Below are 17,226 nucleotides of genomic sequence, written 5' to 3' on the forward strand. Positions count from 1 at the left end.
GAACCGTAATGACAAGTAAAAAACCTTGCAATGTTATACAAATTACAGCTCTAGTTAAGTTTAGCTAATTAAAGCAACCTTTTTATAAAGTTACTCTGTTCTCAGCTAGTTTATATCTAGCGTCTATATAAGGACAAGGGACATAAAAATAAAGCTATTAAAGCACTGTAACTATAACTAAGACGTTAACTAAGACGTTGAATAAAAAGCGCTAGGCGGCTCTATGCGTATGGATAGACATTAGCAAACCGAAGCCTGCCATCAAAGTGACAATTGCCGTACCCCCATAGCTGATAAAGGGTAGCGGAACACCAACTACAGGCAGGATACCGCCGACCATGCCCACATTGACAAATATATAGACGAAAAATGACATGGCGATAGCCCCTGCCAATAGCCGACTGTAATTGTCTGGATGAGTAAAAGCGATGAATAGAGCACGGCTTAATAAACAGGCATAAATAAACATCAATAACATGACGCCGACTAAGCCAAACTCTTCTGAGAATGCCGCGATAATAAAATCTGTATGACCCTCAGGCAAAAAATGCAGGTGCGATTGCGTGCCGTCTAAGTAGCCTTTACCTGTTATACCACCAGAGCCAATAGCGGTCTTCGACTGTATAATATTCCAGCCCGCGCCTTGAGCATCTGCGTCTGGATTAAGCAAAGTCAAAACTCGCGTGCGCTGATAATCATGTAATAAAAAATACCAAGCAAAGGTCACAAGCGGTATTGATAGTGCGACAGCGCCAGCGATCATCCACCATGATAGACCCGCCAAAAATAACACAAAAATACCACTAGCTGCGACCAACAGCGACGTCCCCAAATCAGGCTCTTTGGCGATTAATAGAACAGGGATCATAATAAGCGCTAGTGTACCGACGATGCTCGTCCACGATGGCGGTAGCTCACGTCTAGAGAGAAACCAAGCGCACATCATCGGCATGCCAAGCTTCATAAATTCAGAAGGTTGTACGCTACCAAAGCCTGGTAAGTTGATCCAGCGCTGCGCCCCCATACGCACCTCGCCAATGAGCTCGACTAGTACTAATAAAAACAGCCCTAATACATAAAATATAGGTGTAAAGCTACGGTATATAGTTGGCGGTATCTGCGCCATAGTAAACATCACGGCAAAGGCTACCACGTAACTGACCATTTGACGCATGACCATACTTACGTTCTGAGTCGATGCGCTATATAAAATCGTCAGGCCGATACAGCACAACGCTAGCAGCAGTAAGGTGAGCCAAGGATCAATGTGGATGCGCTGCCAAATGTTAGGCTCATGACGCTGGCCGAGGTGATGGCTTTGACGTGAAAAACGATATTGCAAATTAGAGGACATAGATAGAGTCGATACTAAAGAGAGAAGGTCAATGAGACGTTACGGATAACGCTAAACTATAAAGAGGGCGCAAAAACACATGATTGTAAATGATTATAAAAAGTCACGTGATTATAAAGATTATGATAATAAATGTTAAAAGCGAAGCTATTGCTTATTATGATAGACGATATTTTAGCCTGCTTACTCAAAATTTGATAGTATCCATAGATTATACTACAGCTATAGACTCAATACTCTTTGTGAGTGCTTGCAAGCGATATTGACTTGATCATCTAGCGATAGGCGCTGTGTCTTAATAAATTCGATAAATATCTAGTGGTAATAATTGCATATGATAAACACAAAAAATATGGCAGCGCTTAGTAAGCTGATGTTATTAACGCTGGCGTGCACGACTAGTATCTATACGAATGCTGCTATCTTAAATGATAGTAGCGAGCGCCGTATTCAAGTACGTCAGGGCAGTAGTACGACTACTGGTCAGGTTTATATCTCCCCTGCCAATACCAGTGTCATCAGAGGCGACAGTATGCAAGGACTGATTGCCCAAAAAAACCGGCAGTACAATTTCGATGCCAAGCTCTCTATCGAAGAGAATCAGCGGGTTATCACGCCTAGCCGCTCACCGCGTTATAACACCTCTTATAATACTCAGTACGGCAGTCCGAATAACAACCACGACAGCTACTATGGTGATAGGAGTGCGGACTTCAATACTTGGTTAAACAGTAATCGCTTCCGCGCGCAGCAAGTCGCTGACTATCAGCGTTATCTCAGCTCACAGTTAGGGACACGAAACGTACCTCCGATGGAGCAGTTACTGACTACCGCTCGCAGCTGGGATCGCTGTGGTTATGAGCCTTTTCAGTTGCCGCCGCGGGAGCTTTGGTCAAATATGGTACCGACGCTAAGCTTATATAGTCAGCTAAAAAACCAAGGCGTGCTGCCTGCTAGTACCGAGATTCGTTCTGCCTATCGCAGTCCTAGCCTCAACTCCTGTGCAGGCGGTGCCAGAAATAGCAAGCACATGACGGCGAGCGCGATAGATGTTTGGGTGCCTGAATATGACGGAAATCTGTGGCAGCTGAGCCGTATGCAAGATAGCTTATGTCAGTTTTGGCAATATCAAGGTCAAGCTATGGACTTTGGTTTAGGATTATATTCGACAGGAGCGGTACATTTAGACTCGCAAGGTTACCGCAAATGGGGCTTTGGTAACACCAGTAGTAGCTCTTCTTGCCGCTACTAGTAAACCATTCTGAATAATTGTTTACCCTTTAGACCTATAGGTCATTTAATAATGTTTAATAAAAGCCTATAGTATGTTTTAATGCCTAGCCTGTTTTTGCAGAGAGGATAAGTTATTCCTCTGCTGTCATTGGGTAGTACTATCAAATATCAGAACTTACTATAAAATATTTTATTTTAAGGTTGAAGCGCTTAAAAAGGCTAAAAAAGCAAAGGGTATAACAGTGTCAGATAGACAATTGCCTCGAGTAGCGAACCGCTATTCAGCTCAGAGTAATCCGGTAGGGCTCACTAAAAAACACTCAAGCTTTTTGGCTCTAACAGTCAGTACAGGATTGCTCTTTATCTCTGCTTGTACTTCTGATAAGGCGAATTCGCCTATAGCAGATGAGCCAGCTGTAGTAAGAGAGCAAGTCCAGTCTGATATCGAAGATAAAATTGTGAACTCATACGCCCGTGTTGCTGCTAAAAAACCGGATCTATGCCCAAAGCTCGTTCAAAAAGAGGTAGATAATACTGTAATCGAACGCAAAGCTGAGGTTATGGTAAATAACAGCTGTGATTACTTCTTATATCCTAAAGTAGGCGAACACATAGCGGTCAGTCTTAATAACGATCAGATAGAAGCGTTATTGGTTACCCCAAAGATTTACAACTTTGCCAATGGCGACTACGAAGTGCTGTCTTACGACAAGCACGTGATACGCCTGTCTTATGATGGCGCAGGCTACAAGCCTGAGCAATTTAGTTATGATGTGACGATAGCCATTACAGAATAAGCTGTCTTGTTAGGGCGTGTTGAACATTCACAAATGCGCACTGCTGATCGCTACTAGTTAATCAAAGCTGTGTTCTAGTCGTCGTTAAAATTGCAGGTAACGCTTATTGCATTGGCTAGCTGATTTTATTTAAACAGTCGCAACGACTAGGGCGATTTTAGCATCAGCCCTCACGACAACAACAGGGACAGGACTATTTTTTGCCGCTTCATCGTTAAAAATAGACGCTTAGAATGACTAAACTTACCATTTTTATCTGCAAATCGCCTAAAAAATAGTCTCTGTCAGTGCCATGGTCGAATGTTCAACACGCCCTAATAAAAAATCAGCACAGCGCGTTTAAAGTTAAATGGCTATACGTTCAAACGCCCTACTAGGATTGTTTTTATCTTCCTGTCTTTTTATTCGCGCTTTACTCTTTAGCGCTATCGCCTTTATCCTGCCAAGGGTCATCCGCTCCCACAGTCACAATCAAAAACTTATTAGTATCTAATGTGCTGCGTAACGTTTCGTTGACTTCAGCGAGCTTGACGCTATCAATACGGCTCACATAATCCTTCAGATAGCTGTCAGGTAAGTGATAAAAATTCATCATCCCAAGCAAGCCGTTGATGCCTGCATTACTGGCGAAGCTCATAGGAAAGCTATTCTTTAGATTATCAGTGGTTAGGCGCATCTCATCTTTCGTAATTCCTTCCTCTAAAGTATCGTTAATCACGCCTAAGCTGGCATCGATAGCCGCGCGCGCTTTATCGTTGCGCGTTGAGAAGCCAATCTGATAGGGACCGCGCGCAAGCATTGGATTCATAGCGCCTGAGATACCATAAGTGTAGCCTAAGTTTTGGCGAATCTCAGTCATTAATCGCGCATTAAAATTTCCGCCTGCTAACACATCATTACCCACCGCAAAGTTGGTTTGCTGCTGCTGGGCAATAGGGTCAGTGGCACGCTTAGTACCCAGTTGCCCCATTAACACAGTGGTCTGAGTGCTGGGGAAGTCAATATGAATGTTTTGTGACTGCGTTAATGGCTTAGGCTCAGGTAATATCGGCGCCGTTTTGCCTCTTGGCAAGTTATTGGTGATGTCATTTGCCAGCCGCTTCGCTTGCGCTAACGTCAAATGACCTGTCATCGCAAGAGAGGCGTTATTTGCGACCAAATAGCGGTTCTGAAAGTCTTGCAAGTCTTTTTGGTTCAGAGTCGGCACCGTCTCAAGTGTACCAGAGGAGGGGTGAGCATAAGGGTGCGTGCCATAGAGCGCTTTGTTAAAAGCGAGACTGGCAAGGCTACCTGGATCTTGTTTTTGTTGCTGCAGACCGACTAGGAGTCTGGCTTTATTGCGGGCCAGTATTTGTTCATTAAAAGTCGGCTCAGTGAGCATCTGGGTCATCAAGTCGATAGCGGGGAGCAGATGCTCATCATCAGACAAACTTCTGAGCGAGACGATAAACATATCCTTATAAGCGCTACTATTTAGCGTAATACCTAGAGTCTCCACCGCGCGAGTGAAGTCATCTTCATCTCTGGTCTCAGTGCCCTGAGTGAGCATAGTGGCGACCATGTTAGCGATACCAAAACCTTGCTTGCGAATACTGCCATCACGGGCGCTACCGGCGTTGAAACGCAAATCGATATCGACGATAGGGAGGGCAGTAGTACGGACAAAGGAGACGGGTACGCCGGAGACAGTCGTGAAATGCTCAATATCAGGAACAGTCATTTTCAAAGGAGCAACGTTATCAAGGCTTGTGAGTTTTGACAGGGCGGCAATAGGCGCACGGCTATCAACATTTGCAGCTGAACCTTTATAGTCTTCAGCAATATCAGTATCGGCAAGAGCAGTATTAGAGAGCGCAGCTAGTCCTAACAGGAGGCTACTGGTTAAAGTGGTGAGTAAGGCGCTTGGCGTAGCCTTTTTGGTAGTTGACTTAGTGACCAATGACGGTTTTTTATTCATAGCTCTTTCTTATTTGTAGTAGGCATTTGAGTAGCAGTGTGCTCATTAGCGATGCTTTTTGACCGCATTATCAGTACTGGTGTTAGCCGTGCTGTTAGGCGGCACAATGTGCATAACGGTCAAATTGTCTTCGACGAGATACTTTTGACTGGCAGCCTGAATGTCAGCCACAGAGACTTCATCGAGCTTAGCTGGTAGGTTGGCGATTATTCGATCATCAATACCGATGGTCTGTAGCGAGCCAATCATACGCGCTTGTCCTGCCATGCTGTCTTGCGCGTAGACGAGACCGGTCACGGTATTGGTTTTTGCCCGAGCAATCTCGTCCGCCTCGATAGGATCGCGCATGAGCTTATCGATCTCATTGCTAATAGCTTGCTGCGCTTGCTCTAAGCTGACGCCTTCGCGCGGCGTGGCCTGAATAAGAAACAGACCATCGCCGCGATCAAACAAATCATAAGAAGTACCGACGCTCGTCAGTAAGTTCTGCTCCCGAATGAGCCGGCTCTCAAGTCTGGCAGAGAGTCCGCCATCGAGGACGTCTTGCGCTAACGATAAAGCATAGGCTTGGTTTTCGTGACCTAAGCCTACGGTCAGTAAGCTTGGCACGTTAAAGCCCATCAGCAGTACTGGCACTTTTACCGCTTGCTCTGAGTCGACCTTTTGATAGCCGCGAAAGCCTTGTTGACGAACGGATGGACGCTCAGGCAGCGTGCTTGGTTTAAGCTCACCAAAGTAACGTTTGACTTGTGACAATACCGCTTCAGGCTGCACATCTCCTACGATGACTAACGTAGCATTATTAGGCGCATACCAAGCCTGATACCAGTCTTTGAGCTCGCCTAGGGTGATAGATTCAAGCTCATCCATAGGCCCAATTACCGACTCGCCTTTAGGGCTATCAGGTAGGGCGAGCAGACGAAACGACTCATAAGCTTTGGCTAGCGGGTTATCATCGGTGCGTTGGCGGCGCTCCTCCATGACCACTTGATGCTCTTTGGCAAACTCCTCTTCATTGAACAACAAATTTGTCATGCGATCGGCTTCAAGCTCTAATGCGAGCGGCAAGCGATTGACCGGAAACAGCTCGTAGTAGCCAGTGTAATCGTAGCTAGTAAAGGCATTGTTTGAGCCGCCAAACTTAGCGATTAGACGCTCATAATCATCGCTTGAAACGTCAGCGGTGCCTTTGAACATCATATGTTCAAGTAAATGCGAGATACCGCCTTTATCCACGGGCTCATCTGTCGAGCCGACACGGTACCAGATCTGGGTCATAGCGACAGGAGCACGGTGATCTTCTTTGATAATGACTTTAAGACCATTATCTAACAGATACTCATGACGACCTGAGAGATCCATTTGTAAATCAGATGCGCTATTCGCCGTCTCGCTAGCCACGTTTGGTGAAGTAGCGGTCTGCGCTGCTGGAGTTGCAGTCACTGTTGTAGTCTGACAGGCAGCGAGCGTAGCTATCAAGCTTAGCATGCCCGCAGTTCGCCGTAATAAACGAGACGGTTTGGATGAATAATGGTAACGCTTCACAAGCATAATATTCTCAAATGTTAAAAACGATAAATAGGGCTATATCCATTAAAGTGCTACGCAATTAGATGGATTTATGCCCGCCAACCATGACGCTTGCGGTAGGTTTAAGACCTTGCGTAGTGTGACAACCACTCGTTACCAAAGCGGATGCCGCGATGGCTACAGCTAGAGCACCTGTCAGAACGGTCTTAGAAACAGTCGTTTTGGGCTGAGGTTTTTTATTAATGTTATGAGTGGATAGGGTAGATGACATGAGCGTTCCTGATAGTAAAAATCGAGTAATAAAAGCCTAGTAATAAAAGTCTGATCCTACTTGATCATAATGGCACTAAACAAATCGATGGCTAAGGATAGGCCAATCTTAATTAAACTGAGGTCGGAGTTTTGTGTCTAAATCTTAAGCGAAGCTTGCATAGCTCTTTATTTATTAAGTGTATAGCTAGTAACATATCTAATTGGTATCTCATTAGAATTTGGTAGCTGTGTTTTTATAAGCTTATTTTTATAAGCTTAGACAACTAGCATTAATGAGGCTGCACCGAATTATGCTAAACTAAGGTATATGCATCTATGCTTCTTATACGTTTCTTATAACACGGTAACTCATTAAAACTAGGGTCTATTAAACAGATCCCAAATAATACTTTGATCAATTTTAGGGCAAGTTTATGAATAATGCTGACAATCCCAATCGCGTGGTTATCAATCTAGATGGTGATCTAGATAATTTAGATGACGATGATATTACCTTACCCAGTTTGCCGGTGCAATCGGTCGATATTATTGATGAGGCGAAGTCTGCGAACACGACTCCTATTGAGCCTACAGAGGCTACGGAAACCGCATCAGATAAAGCTGCCAACGCTACGCAAGTGGGTAATATAGCGTTAGGATCCCCTATTGTGTCGCCGGAAGCAGACAGCGAAACGCCAAACCAGTCCACAGACGTAGCAGCTAGTGATGACAAGACTGATATCAATAATGACTCAGCTGAGTTTGATGTCTCTAAGGTTGACGTACCAAAAATGCCCTTACAAGCACAGTTAGGAGAAGCTACAAACGCTAGCAAAGAGGACGCTCATTTAGAACCAAGCACAAAGGCGACAGCGCAAGACGATCTACAAACCACTGAGCCTAAAGGCGGTAAAAAAGGCAGTTGGTTCAACCGGATGAAGTCAGGTCTGAGTAAATCGCGCAAAAATCTAGCTGAGGGGATGGTCAGTATTCTGATCGGTGGCAAAGAGATTGACGATGAGCTGCTAGAGGAAGTGGAAGATCAGCTGCTCGTTGCAGATATCGGGGTGAATGCGACTAATCGTATTATCAAGAGCTTAACTGAGCAGACCGCTCGTGGCGATCTGATTTATGCGCATTCTCTTTATAAAGCGCTACAAAACGAGCTGGTCGATATTTTGACGCCAAAAGTTGCGCCGCTGATGATTGATACTAGTAAAAAGCCCTTTGTGATTTTGATGGTTGGCGTCAATGGCGTGGGTAAAACCACGACTATAGGTAAGCTTGCCAAACGCCTGCAAGGCGAGGGTAAATCAGTAATGCTTGCCGCTGGAGATACATTCAGAGCGGCCGCGACTGAGCAGCTACAGATTTGGGGTGAGCGTAATAATATCCCTGTCGTGGCTCAAGGTCATGGCTCAGATAGTGCCTCGGTTATCTTTGATGCGATGCAATCGGCTAAGGCAAAAAACATCGATGTACTGATTGCTGATACTGCTGGGCGCTTGCAAAATAAAACCCATCTGATGAGCGAGCTTGAAAAAGTCGTACGGGTCATGCGTAAGGCGGATGAAACAGCGCCGCACGAAGGTATGATTGTCCTCGATGCTGGTACTGGCCAAAACGCGATTAATCAAGTTAAGCTATTTAATGAAGCAGTACCGCTGACTGGTATTACAGTGACTAAGCTTGATGGTACTGCCAAAGGCGGGGTAGTCTTCAATATCGCTGAAACTACCGATGTTCCTATTCGCTATATTGGCGTTGGCGAGTCTATTGATGACTTGCGCGCCTTTAGTCCTAAACAATTTGTCGCGGCGCTCTTTGAGACGGATGATAAAGAGTAGCAGCTGATGCTTAGTGCATTTACATAGGTCTTTGAGGACAAGAGATAATGATACTAGTTACCACGACCAAACTACAAACCTATAGGCTAGTCTTGATGGTGATTCAAAGTGAGGGCAGCTCAGCTGATAAAGACGAGCCGAAGCTTGTGCAAGTCAGCTGGCTGTCGCAGGATCAATGGTGGACGGACGCAAAATCATTTGCCAAGCTCAAAAAGCACTATCAATTGGCAGATAGCGACTTTAAGTTTATTGAAAAAAATAGCCTAAGCACAGACGAGCCGGCACAAGCGGTATTGATTGACGCTATTATTCAAATTCGGGAGTATGCGTTAGAAGAAAGGAGGGTTTTTGATTTGCCGCTTGACTTATCACTAGGGACTACATTTCAGCAACAAGTCTGGCAAGCGCTGCAAGAAATTAAGCACGGCGAAACCATAAGCTATGCTACTTTAGCGCGCCGCATCGGCAACCCCAAAGCGTTTCGCGCGGTCGCCAATGCCAACAGCAACAATCCTTTTAGTCTCGTTATTCCTTGTCACCGAGTCATAGCTAGCGATGGCAAACTTGGCGGTTATACGGGCGGCCTAGACAAAAAACAGTATCTGCTAGCGCTCGAAGGCGTGAAGTGCAAGAGGTAAAATTACGCTTAGGGCGTGATGAACATTCAAATGTGGCACTGGCGGCGGCTATTTTTCAGGCAATACGCAGTGAAATTTTCGAATCCTAGTCATTCTAGGATAGACAATTACGCCACGTATTGGCAAAAAAGAGCCCCGCCCCAAAGGGCTGATGCTAAAATCACCCCAAACGGTGTTGTAAACCTAGCTAAGGCCTCGACATTATCGTCGGTTTACGCCTAGTTTGGTGCGATTTTATCTATCAGCAGTCCTAATATTTGAATGTTCAACACGCCCTAGTTTTATATAAAAATAAAAGCTAAACGTTGTACACGTTTAGCTTCTATAAATATTAGAGTTTAATCAAATTGAGTCATGATGCACTTAGTTACTCTGACTCCAGCTGCGCCATAACCTCATCTGAGATATGGACATTGCTATAAACCTCTTGTACATCATCGATATCTTCTAGCATATCGAGCATTTTCATCACTTTTTCAGCGTCATCTACATTATCGATCTCCGCACTAGTTGCAGGGGCCATAGTGACCTCAGCACTGTCAGAGACTAAGCCTGCTTGATTAAGCGCATCTTTGACTTGACCGAAGCTTTCCCATTCAGTTGTAACAAGCAACGACTCGCCATCGTTCTCGACATCGAGCGCGCCAGCATCAAGTGCAGCCAGTAGCACATCGTCTTCGAGGCTGACATCATCGAAGCGAATCTCGCCGCGTTTGGTAAACAGATAAGCGACAGAACCGCTCGTGCCCAAGTTACCATCAAACTTAGTAAAAGCATGACGGACTTCGCTGACTGTGCGGTTGAGGTTATCAGTCATAGTCTCAACTAATACTGCTACGCCGCCAACACCGTAGCCTTCATAACTGACTTCTTCCATGTTTTCGTTGTCACCGCCGCCAGTGCCGCGATCCACCGCGCGATTGATAGTATCGCGGGTCATATTGACAGACAGCGCTTTTTCTACAGCGGCTCGAAGACGCGGGTTTTTATCAGGGTCAGGATCGCCTTGCTTGGCAGCTGACACAATCTCACGAATGACTTTAGTAAATATCTTACCTTTTATCGCATCCTGACGAGCTTTTTTGTGTTTAATGTTTGACCATTTGGAATGACCTGCCATATTACATCCTTAAAGTTTACCTAAACGGCTGATGTGTAAGTGTGCGATTTGTATATTGTTAAAAGCTATTTTTTGCTACACTGTGACAACCTGATTGTGGGTTAGTACGCAAATTAGCCTGAGTGAATGAGCAGTATTATAAACCACTTATAGCTATTTTGACAAAACTCCTCTTTGGCGACTAAGCCTATTTATCAGAATCACCTTCCGACTTAAGCCCTAAACTCTATGAAGCAACCAACCGCTGAAGCTATTACTCATATGCGTAATCGTATCCATGTCATCATTGAGGGCACAGATACGCGTCTAGGTAAGCTTTTTGATATCGTGTTACTGATTGCCATTTTGACCAGTGTCGCTGTGGTGATGCTCGATAGTGTGCTTTATATGCGTTTGCAATATGGCACTTTGTTTTTTTACGCTGAATGGTTTTTTACGATTTTATTTACCATTGAGTATTTGCTACGCTTATTTTCAGCGCCAAACCGCTTTCGATATGCCTTTAGCTTTTTTGGTATTGTTGACTTACTGTCGGTACTTCCAAGCTATCTAAGCTTGCTGTTTGTGGGCGTGCAGTATCTATTAGTGATCCGTATTTTGCGGATTCTGCGCGTATTTCGGGTGCTCAAGCTCAAAGCTTACATGCAGCAAGCGGGCTTTTTGGCCTCAGCCTTGAAGACCAGTCAGCAAAAGATTACCGTCTTCTTTTTATCCTTAGTGCTGCTCGTGACCATCTTTGGCTCGGTGGTATACGTGGTGGAGGGCCCAGAAAATGGCTTTACCAGTATTCCGCTTTCCATCTATTGGGCAGTAGTGACGGTAACGACTACCGGTTATGGCGATATGTCACCGAAGACACCGATCGGGCAAGCGATTGCATCGATGGTGATGATCACCGGTTATGCGATTATTGCCGTGCCTACGGGTATTTTTACCGCTGAGCTGGCGCGTAATATGCGCCCTCAGCTCAACCCTATTACTTGTCCAAACTGTGGTAAATTTGGTCATGCGGTAGGGGCTGGATACTGTGATCGTTGCGGCCACGCGCTACATGTTTAATCTAGTATCGGAGTGCTTAGTAGTAAGTCGTTTGTACTAAGTATTGGTACTAATTAATTGATGCTAAGACTAATACTAAAGCCTACTGATTTGGAGTCTCAGTAAGCTGCGGCGAGATAGGTGCTACCGACTCTGCTTTGGTTAGGTTAGCTGCTGAGGATTCTGCTGTCGTGACTTCTAGATATTCATCAACCAAAGGCGACAAATCAATCTCCACGCCAAGATTAACGAGATTCCAGTATTGTCCTGACACTGTCCGATCGAGCATCATCGTGGTCGCTGAGGGCTGAAACTGATTAAAGTACTTCAATGAAGTACGCATTTGCGTGATCGCTTCGTGATGGACTTGACTGCTTGCAAAGTCAAAATCGCCTTCGTGATAAGGGGCAATAGATAAAGGTTTAAGGCCGATAGCGAGCCACTGTTTATAAAACTCCCCTGGAATATCCGTATCATCGTCACGGCGTATGCCTAGCGCAATAAGATCTTGCTCAAGCGCGGTCACATCGCTGCGCACGGCATGCTGAGCAAAGCGGCGAAATAGCTGTACTTCATGATCACTATAGCTACGGATACCTCCGAAATCGTAAGCGATGACGCTGCCATCAGGACGAAACGCAAAATTCCCTGGATGCGGATCGCAGTGCATTCGGTACAAACCAAATAGTTGCCCGGCACTAAAATGAAATAGACGCTTAGCGATTTTTTGTTTGATATCATTATCCCAAGTAGCAGCGGTCGCTAGGCTCTCGCCCATCTCTTCGCTCAAAGTAAGAATACGCTTTGAGGAGTGACTGCCGATCACTTTAGGAATAACAAGCCCGGTATCGCTAGCATGAAACGCGCCAAACACTCTGAGGTTACTCGCTTCTTTAATATAATCTAGCTCATCATATAAGCTGCTACGAATCTCATCAAAGAGCTGATTTTGTAGCTCGCGACTCATATTGAGCACACCGGCGACTTTCAACGCCATTCGTACTTGCTTTAGGTCGCTATCGCAGTTTTCATCGACATTAGGGTATTGAACTTTGACGACTACGTTTTGACCTGAAGGCAGGGTTGCTTTATGTACTTGCCCGATAGAGGCGGCGGCGAAAGGCGTTTCTGCAAAATCAGCAAACAACTCACTAATAGGCGCTTTTAGCTCGCGCTCAACTTGCGAGCGTATCTGCGAGTAGGGCATAGGCGGTGCGTCTTTTTGTAGCTTCTCTAGAGCCTCTGCAACCTCTGGCGGAAAGACGTCTTTATATTGCGAAGCAATTTGCCCCACTTTCATCACCGCGCCTTTCATTTCACCTAGCGTCTCAGCGATTTGAATACCGACATCTTGCATCAGCTCTGATCGAGCTTGCAAGCGCTTTTCTTCATCGCTCGATAGATGTTTAAAAGAGTTTTTAGCGGCTTTACCTGCGATGCTTGCGGTCATACCTGCAAGCTTCATAAAGCGTTTTCCGGACGTTTTTGCCATTCATATCACCATCTATCGAGTATTGAGTCGTCACCTTTTTATTAAGGCGTTTTTGTTTTAATCAAGCGACTCTATTTATATTAATCACCAAAATTTAGGCTTAAAACACTCTGCTTAATCCGCTAAATTTGCTTGATATAAGTGAGCTAGCCAATACTCCAACGCCATCTGATAGCCTAAATGTCCAAGGCCGCAGATGACGCCGGTTGCAATATCGCTCAGATAAGAGTGCTGGCGAAACGGCTCGCGGCTATGAACATTGGATAAATGCACTTCGATGAAAGGCTTTTGTGTGGCGAGTAGAGCATCGCGGAGCGCCACCGACGTATGTGTAAAGGCACCGGGGTTAATAATGACGGCATCGACTTGTGTATCCTTATTCGCTAACAAACCATAGTGCTGAATCTCATCCACAAGTGTACCTTCGTGATTGGACTGAATACAGATAAGCTCAATATGATGTTTGGCTGCTTGCGACTGCAGGCGTGCTTCGATATCAGCTAAAGTCGTATGGCCATATATTTCAGGCTCGCGTTTGCCTAATAAGTTTAGGTTGACGCCATTGACTACGAGTAGCTTACGGTTATAAGTAGATGCATCCATACTGGCCTCAGTAAATAAAATAGCTCAATAACAATAAATAAAGGAGATAATAAGTAGATAACATAAGATAAAGAACGCTAGCGACAAAAATCTGACTTGCTAGTAACCAGTTATAATAACAGTTTAAGCAATATTGCTGAAAATTTATCCAAAAAGACTTTAACCCATAAAAATCGTACTAAAAGCCTTTAAGTTACTAAAAACCCGTGCTATGATATTTTTAAGCAACATAGGTTACAAATTTATTACTGGTGAGTTCAATAATAGTTTTGTCGTCTGCCTACCATTAGTTGCTATCTTATAACAATATAATAGCAACTAATGGGTCTGTAATTCTAATATCATTATCTTAGTACCCGTTTATATGCAATGTTGCAAAGGAATTTGGGGCTAAGCGCACTGTTTAGGAAGTTTTATTATGTCAGCTCGTGAGCAAGGTATCGTTAAGTGGTTTAATGACTCAAAAGGGTTTGGTTTCATTCAACGTGATGGCGGCGAGGACATCTTTGTCCATTTTCGCGCGATTCAAGGCGATGGTTACCGCTCTTTGAAAGATGGTGAAAAAGTGGAGTTCAGTGTGGTTGAAGGCGAAAAAGGCCTACAAGCTGAAGAAGTTAGAAAACTAGAAGAGTAGACGCTGCAGGCGTTATGGCGCTTTGTCATAATATTGGTAGCAACTACGCTATACTACCGAGTCAAACCTGTCTCATTTAGCCCGTATTGTATGTATAATCATATGTACAGGTAAAATGAGCCACTAGGTTTGGCTCTTTTGCGTTTTATAGCTAGGATATTGGCTTTTGCTTTGCACTAGTACTAGGGCGTGTCCCTAATTCAAGCGTTTATGACTAAATGGGCTAAAAATGGCTAAATCTTTGGCAAACGGTGTCAAATAGCTGGTCAATATCTTGATATTACCTGCGCTATTTTCCTTGTTTGCCTGCGATTTATCTCATTTTTATCACCATTTTTAAAATAGGGACACGCCCTAGCAGACGCTATCATTACTTTAAAAGTAATCGTAGTGAAAGTAGTGTTAGTGCTGATCAGCATGGGCTGTAGGCGTGTTAATAGACGCTTCACCTATAAGGATGATTTTTTGAGTAATTTTACCACTTTTAGTGACTTACCATTATCAGCGCCGACATTACGCGCTATTCAAGATTTGGGCTTCACTGAGCTCACCGCTATTCAAGCGCAAATATTGCCGCATACTTTAGCGCATCAAGACGCTATTGGACAGGCACAAACTGGTACCGGTAAGACCGCGACGTTTTTGATTACGATTATAGAGGCGCTACTGAAGCGACCTTTTGATAATGGCGAGGCGCGCTATCTAGGGGAGCCGCGGGCGGTAGTGATGGCGCCAACGCGGGAGCTTGCGCAGCAGATATTTGATGATTGTGTGGAGCTGACCAAATACACTGACTTGCATAGCGTTTGTATTATGGGCGGGACGAGCTATGATACTCAGCAGCATGAGCTTGAACGTAAATATATTGATATATTGATCGCCACTCCTGGACGTCTAATTGATCTGATGCATAAAGGGATGGTCTATTTAGATCGGGTAGAGGTATTGGTGCTCGATGAAGCAGATCGTATGCTCGATATGGGCTTCATCCCTGATATTAAGCGTCTAGTTGGCCGGATGCCAGCGAATAGTGATCGACAAAGCTTATTGTTTTCAGCGACTTTTAATCAAGATGTGATGAATCTAGCCTATCGCTGGCTACATGAGCCGCAGTTTGTCGAGATTGAGCCTGAGCACAAAACTAGCGAGCTGGTCGAGCAGCATTTCTACCTCTTGACCGAAGAGCAAAAGCTAGCTGCTTTGCAGCGTATCATTGCAGACAATAGTGTCGATAAAGTGATAGTCTTTGCTAATCGTAAAGATCAGGTAAAACGCCTTTATCATAAGCTGCGTCAAACACATAAAACCGTTATGCTATCGGGTGATGTCATTCAACAAAAGCGTGAAAAGTACTTGCAGCGCTTCAAAGACGGGAATGCATCTGTGTTGGTCGCAACCGATGTAGCAGGACGCGGCATTCATGTTGACGATATCAGCCATGTGGTCAACTATACTTTGCCCGATCAGCCAGATGATTATGTGCACCGTATTGGCCGTACCGGGCGCGCTGGACAAACCGGAATTAGTATCAGCTTTGTGAGCGAAGACGATGCTTTTAACTTGCCAGCCTTAGAGAAGCATTTGGATACTAAGTTTAGTCTTGAGCAGTGGCAAGAGTAGGGCGATATGTATCGTCTAGACTCGGGCGTGCCCTTATTTTTAAGCCATTTAGGTGACTAGCAATTAAATTAAGGACACGCCCTAATACAAAAAGCCCTTAATCTCAGTAGTGAGGTTAAGGGCTTTTGGCTAAAGTGTCTTAGTAAAATACGATTATTTCGAAATAAAGACGAGCCTTAGCTGTCGATAATTTTATATGTATGATGTCTACGAAGACGGCTCGTGGTGTGTATGATGACTCATGGCATCATCACTCATATCATGCATACTATGATCGACTGTGCTATCCATCTGGCTCATATCATGATGGGCTGTGCTGTCTGCATCAGACATCATCGCTGAGTGACTGCCATGATCCATTTGCCCATGGCCACCGCCGTGTCCACCGTGCATATTTGCCATGACCATAGGGATGGCAACGACAGCCAAGCCAGATAGCACCATGATTGCGCCATTGAGCTGTCTTAGATGAAAGCGGCCAATTTTTTCACGTAACCAGCCGACCGTCTCATGGGTGGCGACCAGCATCGGCACCGTGCCAAGACCAAAAACAAACATCAACGCTGCACCGCCCAAAGGATCATGAGCGACCACCGCGATGAGTAGGGCGCCATATACCAAACCGCAAGGCAAAAAGCCCCATAGTAGACCAGCTGTCAATGCACGTGGAAAGGTGTTTAGGGGAAAGACCTTTTGGCGTAGCGGGCTGAGGTATTGCCAAAAGCGCATACCAAAGCGCTCAAGCTTATTCAAAAAAGGCGCGCCAAGCATGGTCACACCCACAAAGACCAACACTGCGCCCAGTAAAATACGTGGCAAGCTATTGCCTTTCATGAGTGGCTCTAACACCGTCGTACCGATAAATCCTGCCAGCAGACCTAACAGTGCATAACTGCTCAGACGGCCAAAATGATAAGTAAAGACAAGAGCGCGGCGCTTGGCGGGGCTGACATCCTTCATCGATAGACTAAAAGCCGTGACTAAGCCTCCACACATACCTAAGCAGTGCGGAGAACCAAAAAAACCCATAAATAATGCGGCAATAAGTAAAGCTGTGGTCATACAGAACTTCTCCTAGCAAACAAGAGCACTGTCGGTCTTGATCTAAAGG

15 protein-coding genes are annotated in these 17,226 nt (G+C 44.9%); 7 read left to right on the forward strand and 8 right to left on the reverse strand.

Annotation, left to right across the window (positions count from 1 at the left end; genetic code table 11):
- Positions 1–211: 211 nt before the first annotated feature.
- On the reverse strand, positions 212–1,354 hold the full coding sequence (rodA, locus tag JMY03_RS06845; protein WP_025646577.1) for a rod shape-determining protein RodA: 1,143 nt from the start codon (positions 1,352–1,354) through the stop codon (positions 212–214).
- Between the two features lie 334 nt (positions 1,355–1,688).
- On the opposite strand from rodA, the gene JMY03_RS06850 reads away from it, so the two are divergent.
- Positions 1,689–2,606: a D-Ala-D-Ala carboxypeptidase family metallohydrolase gene (locus tag JMY03_RS06850; RefSeq protein WP_201602388.1), complete on the forward strand. Its 918-nt coding sequence runs from the start codon at positions 1,689–1,691 to the stop codon at positions 2,604–2,606.
- Between the two features lie 223 nt (positions 2,607–2,829).
- Complete coding sequence (locus JMY03_RS06855; protein ID WP_201602390.1) at positions 2,830–3,384, forward strand: hypothetical protein; 555 nt, start codon at positions 2,830–2,832, stop codon at positions 3,382–3,384.
- A gap of 412 nt (positions 3,385–3,796) precedes the next feature.
- Here JMY03_RS06855 and JMY03_RS06860 read toward each other — a convergent pair whose 3' ends face one another.
- The 3 genes from JMY03_RS06860 to JMY03_RS06870 all read right to left on the reverse strand — a co-directional run bounded on the left by JMY03_RS06860 (position 3,797) and on the right by JMY03_RS06870 (position 7,142).
- Positions 3,797–5,341, reverse strand: a complete 1,545-nt coding sequence (locus tag JMY03_RS06860) for a M16 family metallopeptidase (RefSeq protein WP_201602392.1) — start codon at positions 5,339–5,341, stop codon at positions 3,797–3,799.
- 45 nt (positions 5,342–5,386) lie between these two features.
- A complete protein-coding gene (locus tag JMY03_RS06865) occupies positions 5,387–6,829 on the reverse strand; it encodes a M16 family metallopeptidase (protein ID WP_227675533.1) in 1,443 nt (480 codons plus the stop codon).
- 121 nt (positions 6,830–6,950) lie between these two features.
- Positions 6,951–7,142 (reverse strand): hypothetical protein, encoded by a 192-nt coding sequence (locus JMY03_RS06870; protein WP_156923985.1) that lies wholly within the window; start codon positions 7,140–7,142, stop codon positions 6,951–6,953.
- Between the two features lie 916 nt (positions 7,143–8,058).
- Here JMY03_RS06870 and ftsY point away from each other — a divergent pair.
- Together ftsY and JMY03_RS06880 are read left to right on the forward strand one after the other, a co-directional pair.
- Positions 8,059–8,970 (forward strand): signal recognition particle-docking protein FtsY, encoded by a 912-nt coding sequence (ftsY, locus tag JMY03_RS13275; protein WP_238063290.1) that lies wholly within the window; start codon positions 8,059–8,061, stop codon positions 8,968–8,970.
- Between the two features lie 47 nt (positions 8,971–9,017).
- The gene (locus JMY03_RS06880) at positions 9,018–9,608 is read left to right on the forward strand and encodes a methylated-DNA--[protein]-cysteine S-methyltransferase (protein WP_269117165.1); all 591 of its coding nucleotides are present in this window, start codon (positions 9,018–9,020) and stop codon (positions 9,606–9,608) included.
- Between the two features lie 367 nt (positions 9,609–9,975).
- Here the strand turns inward: JMY03_RS06880 and JMY03_RS06885 are convergent, their stop codons facing one another.
- Positions 9,976–10,728 (reverse strand): YebC/PmpR family DNA-binding transcriptional regulator, encoded by a 753-nt coding sequence (locus JMY03_RS06885; protein ID WP_201602397.1) that lies wholly within the window; start codon positions 10,726–10,728, stop codon positions 9,976–9,978.
- Positions 10,729–10,956: 228 nt separating this feature from the next.
- Here JMY03_RS06885 and JMY03_RS06890 point away from each other — a divergent pair, with 228 nt between their 5' ends.
- Complete coding sequence (locus tag JMY03_RS06890) at positions 10,957–11,787, forward strand: ion transporter (protein WP_025646585.1); 831 nt, start codon at positions 10,957–10,959, stop codon at positions 11,785–11,787.
- A gap of 82 nt (positions 11,788–11,869) precedes the next feature.
- Here the strand turns inward: JMY03_RS06890 and JMY03_RS06895 are convergent, their stop codons facing one another.
- Both JMY03_RS06895 and aroQ read right to left on the reverse strand, forming a co-directional pair.
- Positions 11,870–13,258: an ABC1 kinase family protein gene (locus tag JMY03_RS06895; protein ID WP_201558279.1), complete on the reverse strand. Its 1,389-nt coding sequence runs from the start codon at positions 13,256–13,258 to the stop codon at positions 11,870–11,872.
- 114 nt (positions 13,259–13,372) lie between these two features.
- Positions 13,373–13,861, reverse strand: coding sequence for a type II 3-dehydroquinate dehydratase (aroQ, locus tag JMY03_RS06900; RefSeq protein ID WP_201558277.1), 489 nt, complete (start codon positions 13,859–13,861; stop codon positions 13,373–13,375).
- Positions 13,862–14,279: 418 nt separating this feature from the next.
- Between aroQ and JMY03_RS06905 the strand changes: the two genes are divergently transcribed.
- Positions 14,280–14,495: a cold-shock protein gene (locus JMY03_RS06905; RefSeq protein WP_025646588.1), complete on the forward strand. Its 216-nt coding sequence runs from the start codon at positions 14,280–14,282 to the stop codon at positions 14,493–14,495.
- A 465-nt stretch (positions 14,496–14,960) separates the two neighbouring features.
- Complete coding sequence (locus JMY03_RS06910) at positions 14,961–16,115, forward strand: DEAD/DEAH box helicase (RefSeq protein ID WP_201602399.1); 1,155 nt, start codon at positions 14,961–14,963, stop codon at positions 16,113–16,115.
- A 207-nt stretch (positions 16,116–16,322) separates the two neighbouring features.
- Here the strand turns inward: JMY03_RS06910 and JMY03_RS06915 are convergent, their stop codons facing one another.
- The gene (locus JMY03_RS06915) at positions 16,323–17,177 is read right to left on the reverse strand and encodes a sulfite exporter TauE/SafE family protein (RefSeq protein WP_201602401.1); all 855 of its coding nucleotides are present in this window, start codon (positions 17,175–17,177) and stop codon (positions 16,323–16,325) included.
- Between the last annotated feature and the right edge of the window lie 49 nt (positions 17,178–17,226).

The sequence above is a fragment of the Psychrobacter submarinus genome (genome assembly GCF_904846685.1).
GTDB classification, from domain to species: Bacteria; Pseudomonadota; Gammaproteobacteria; order Pseudomonadales; family Moraxellaceae; genus Psychrobacter; species Psychrobacter submarinus.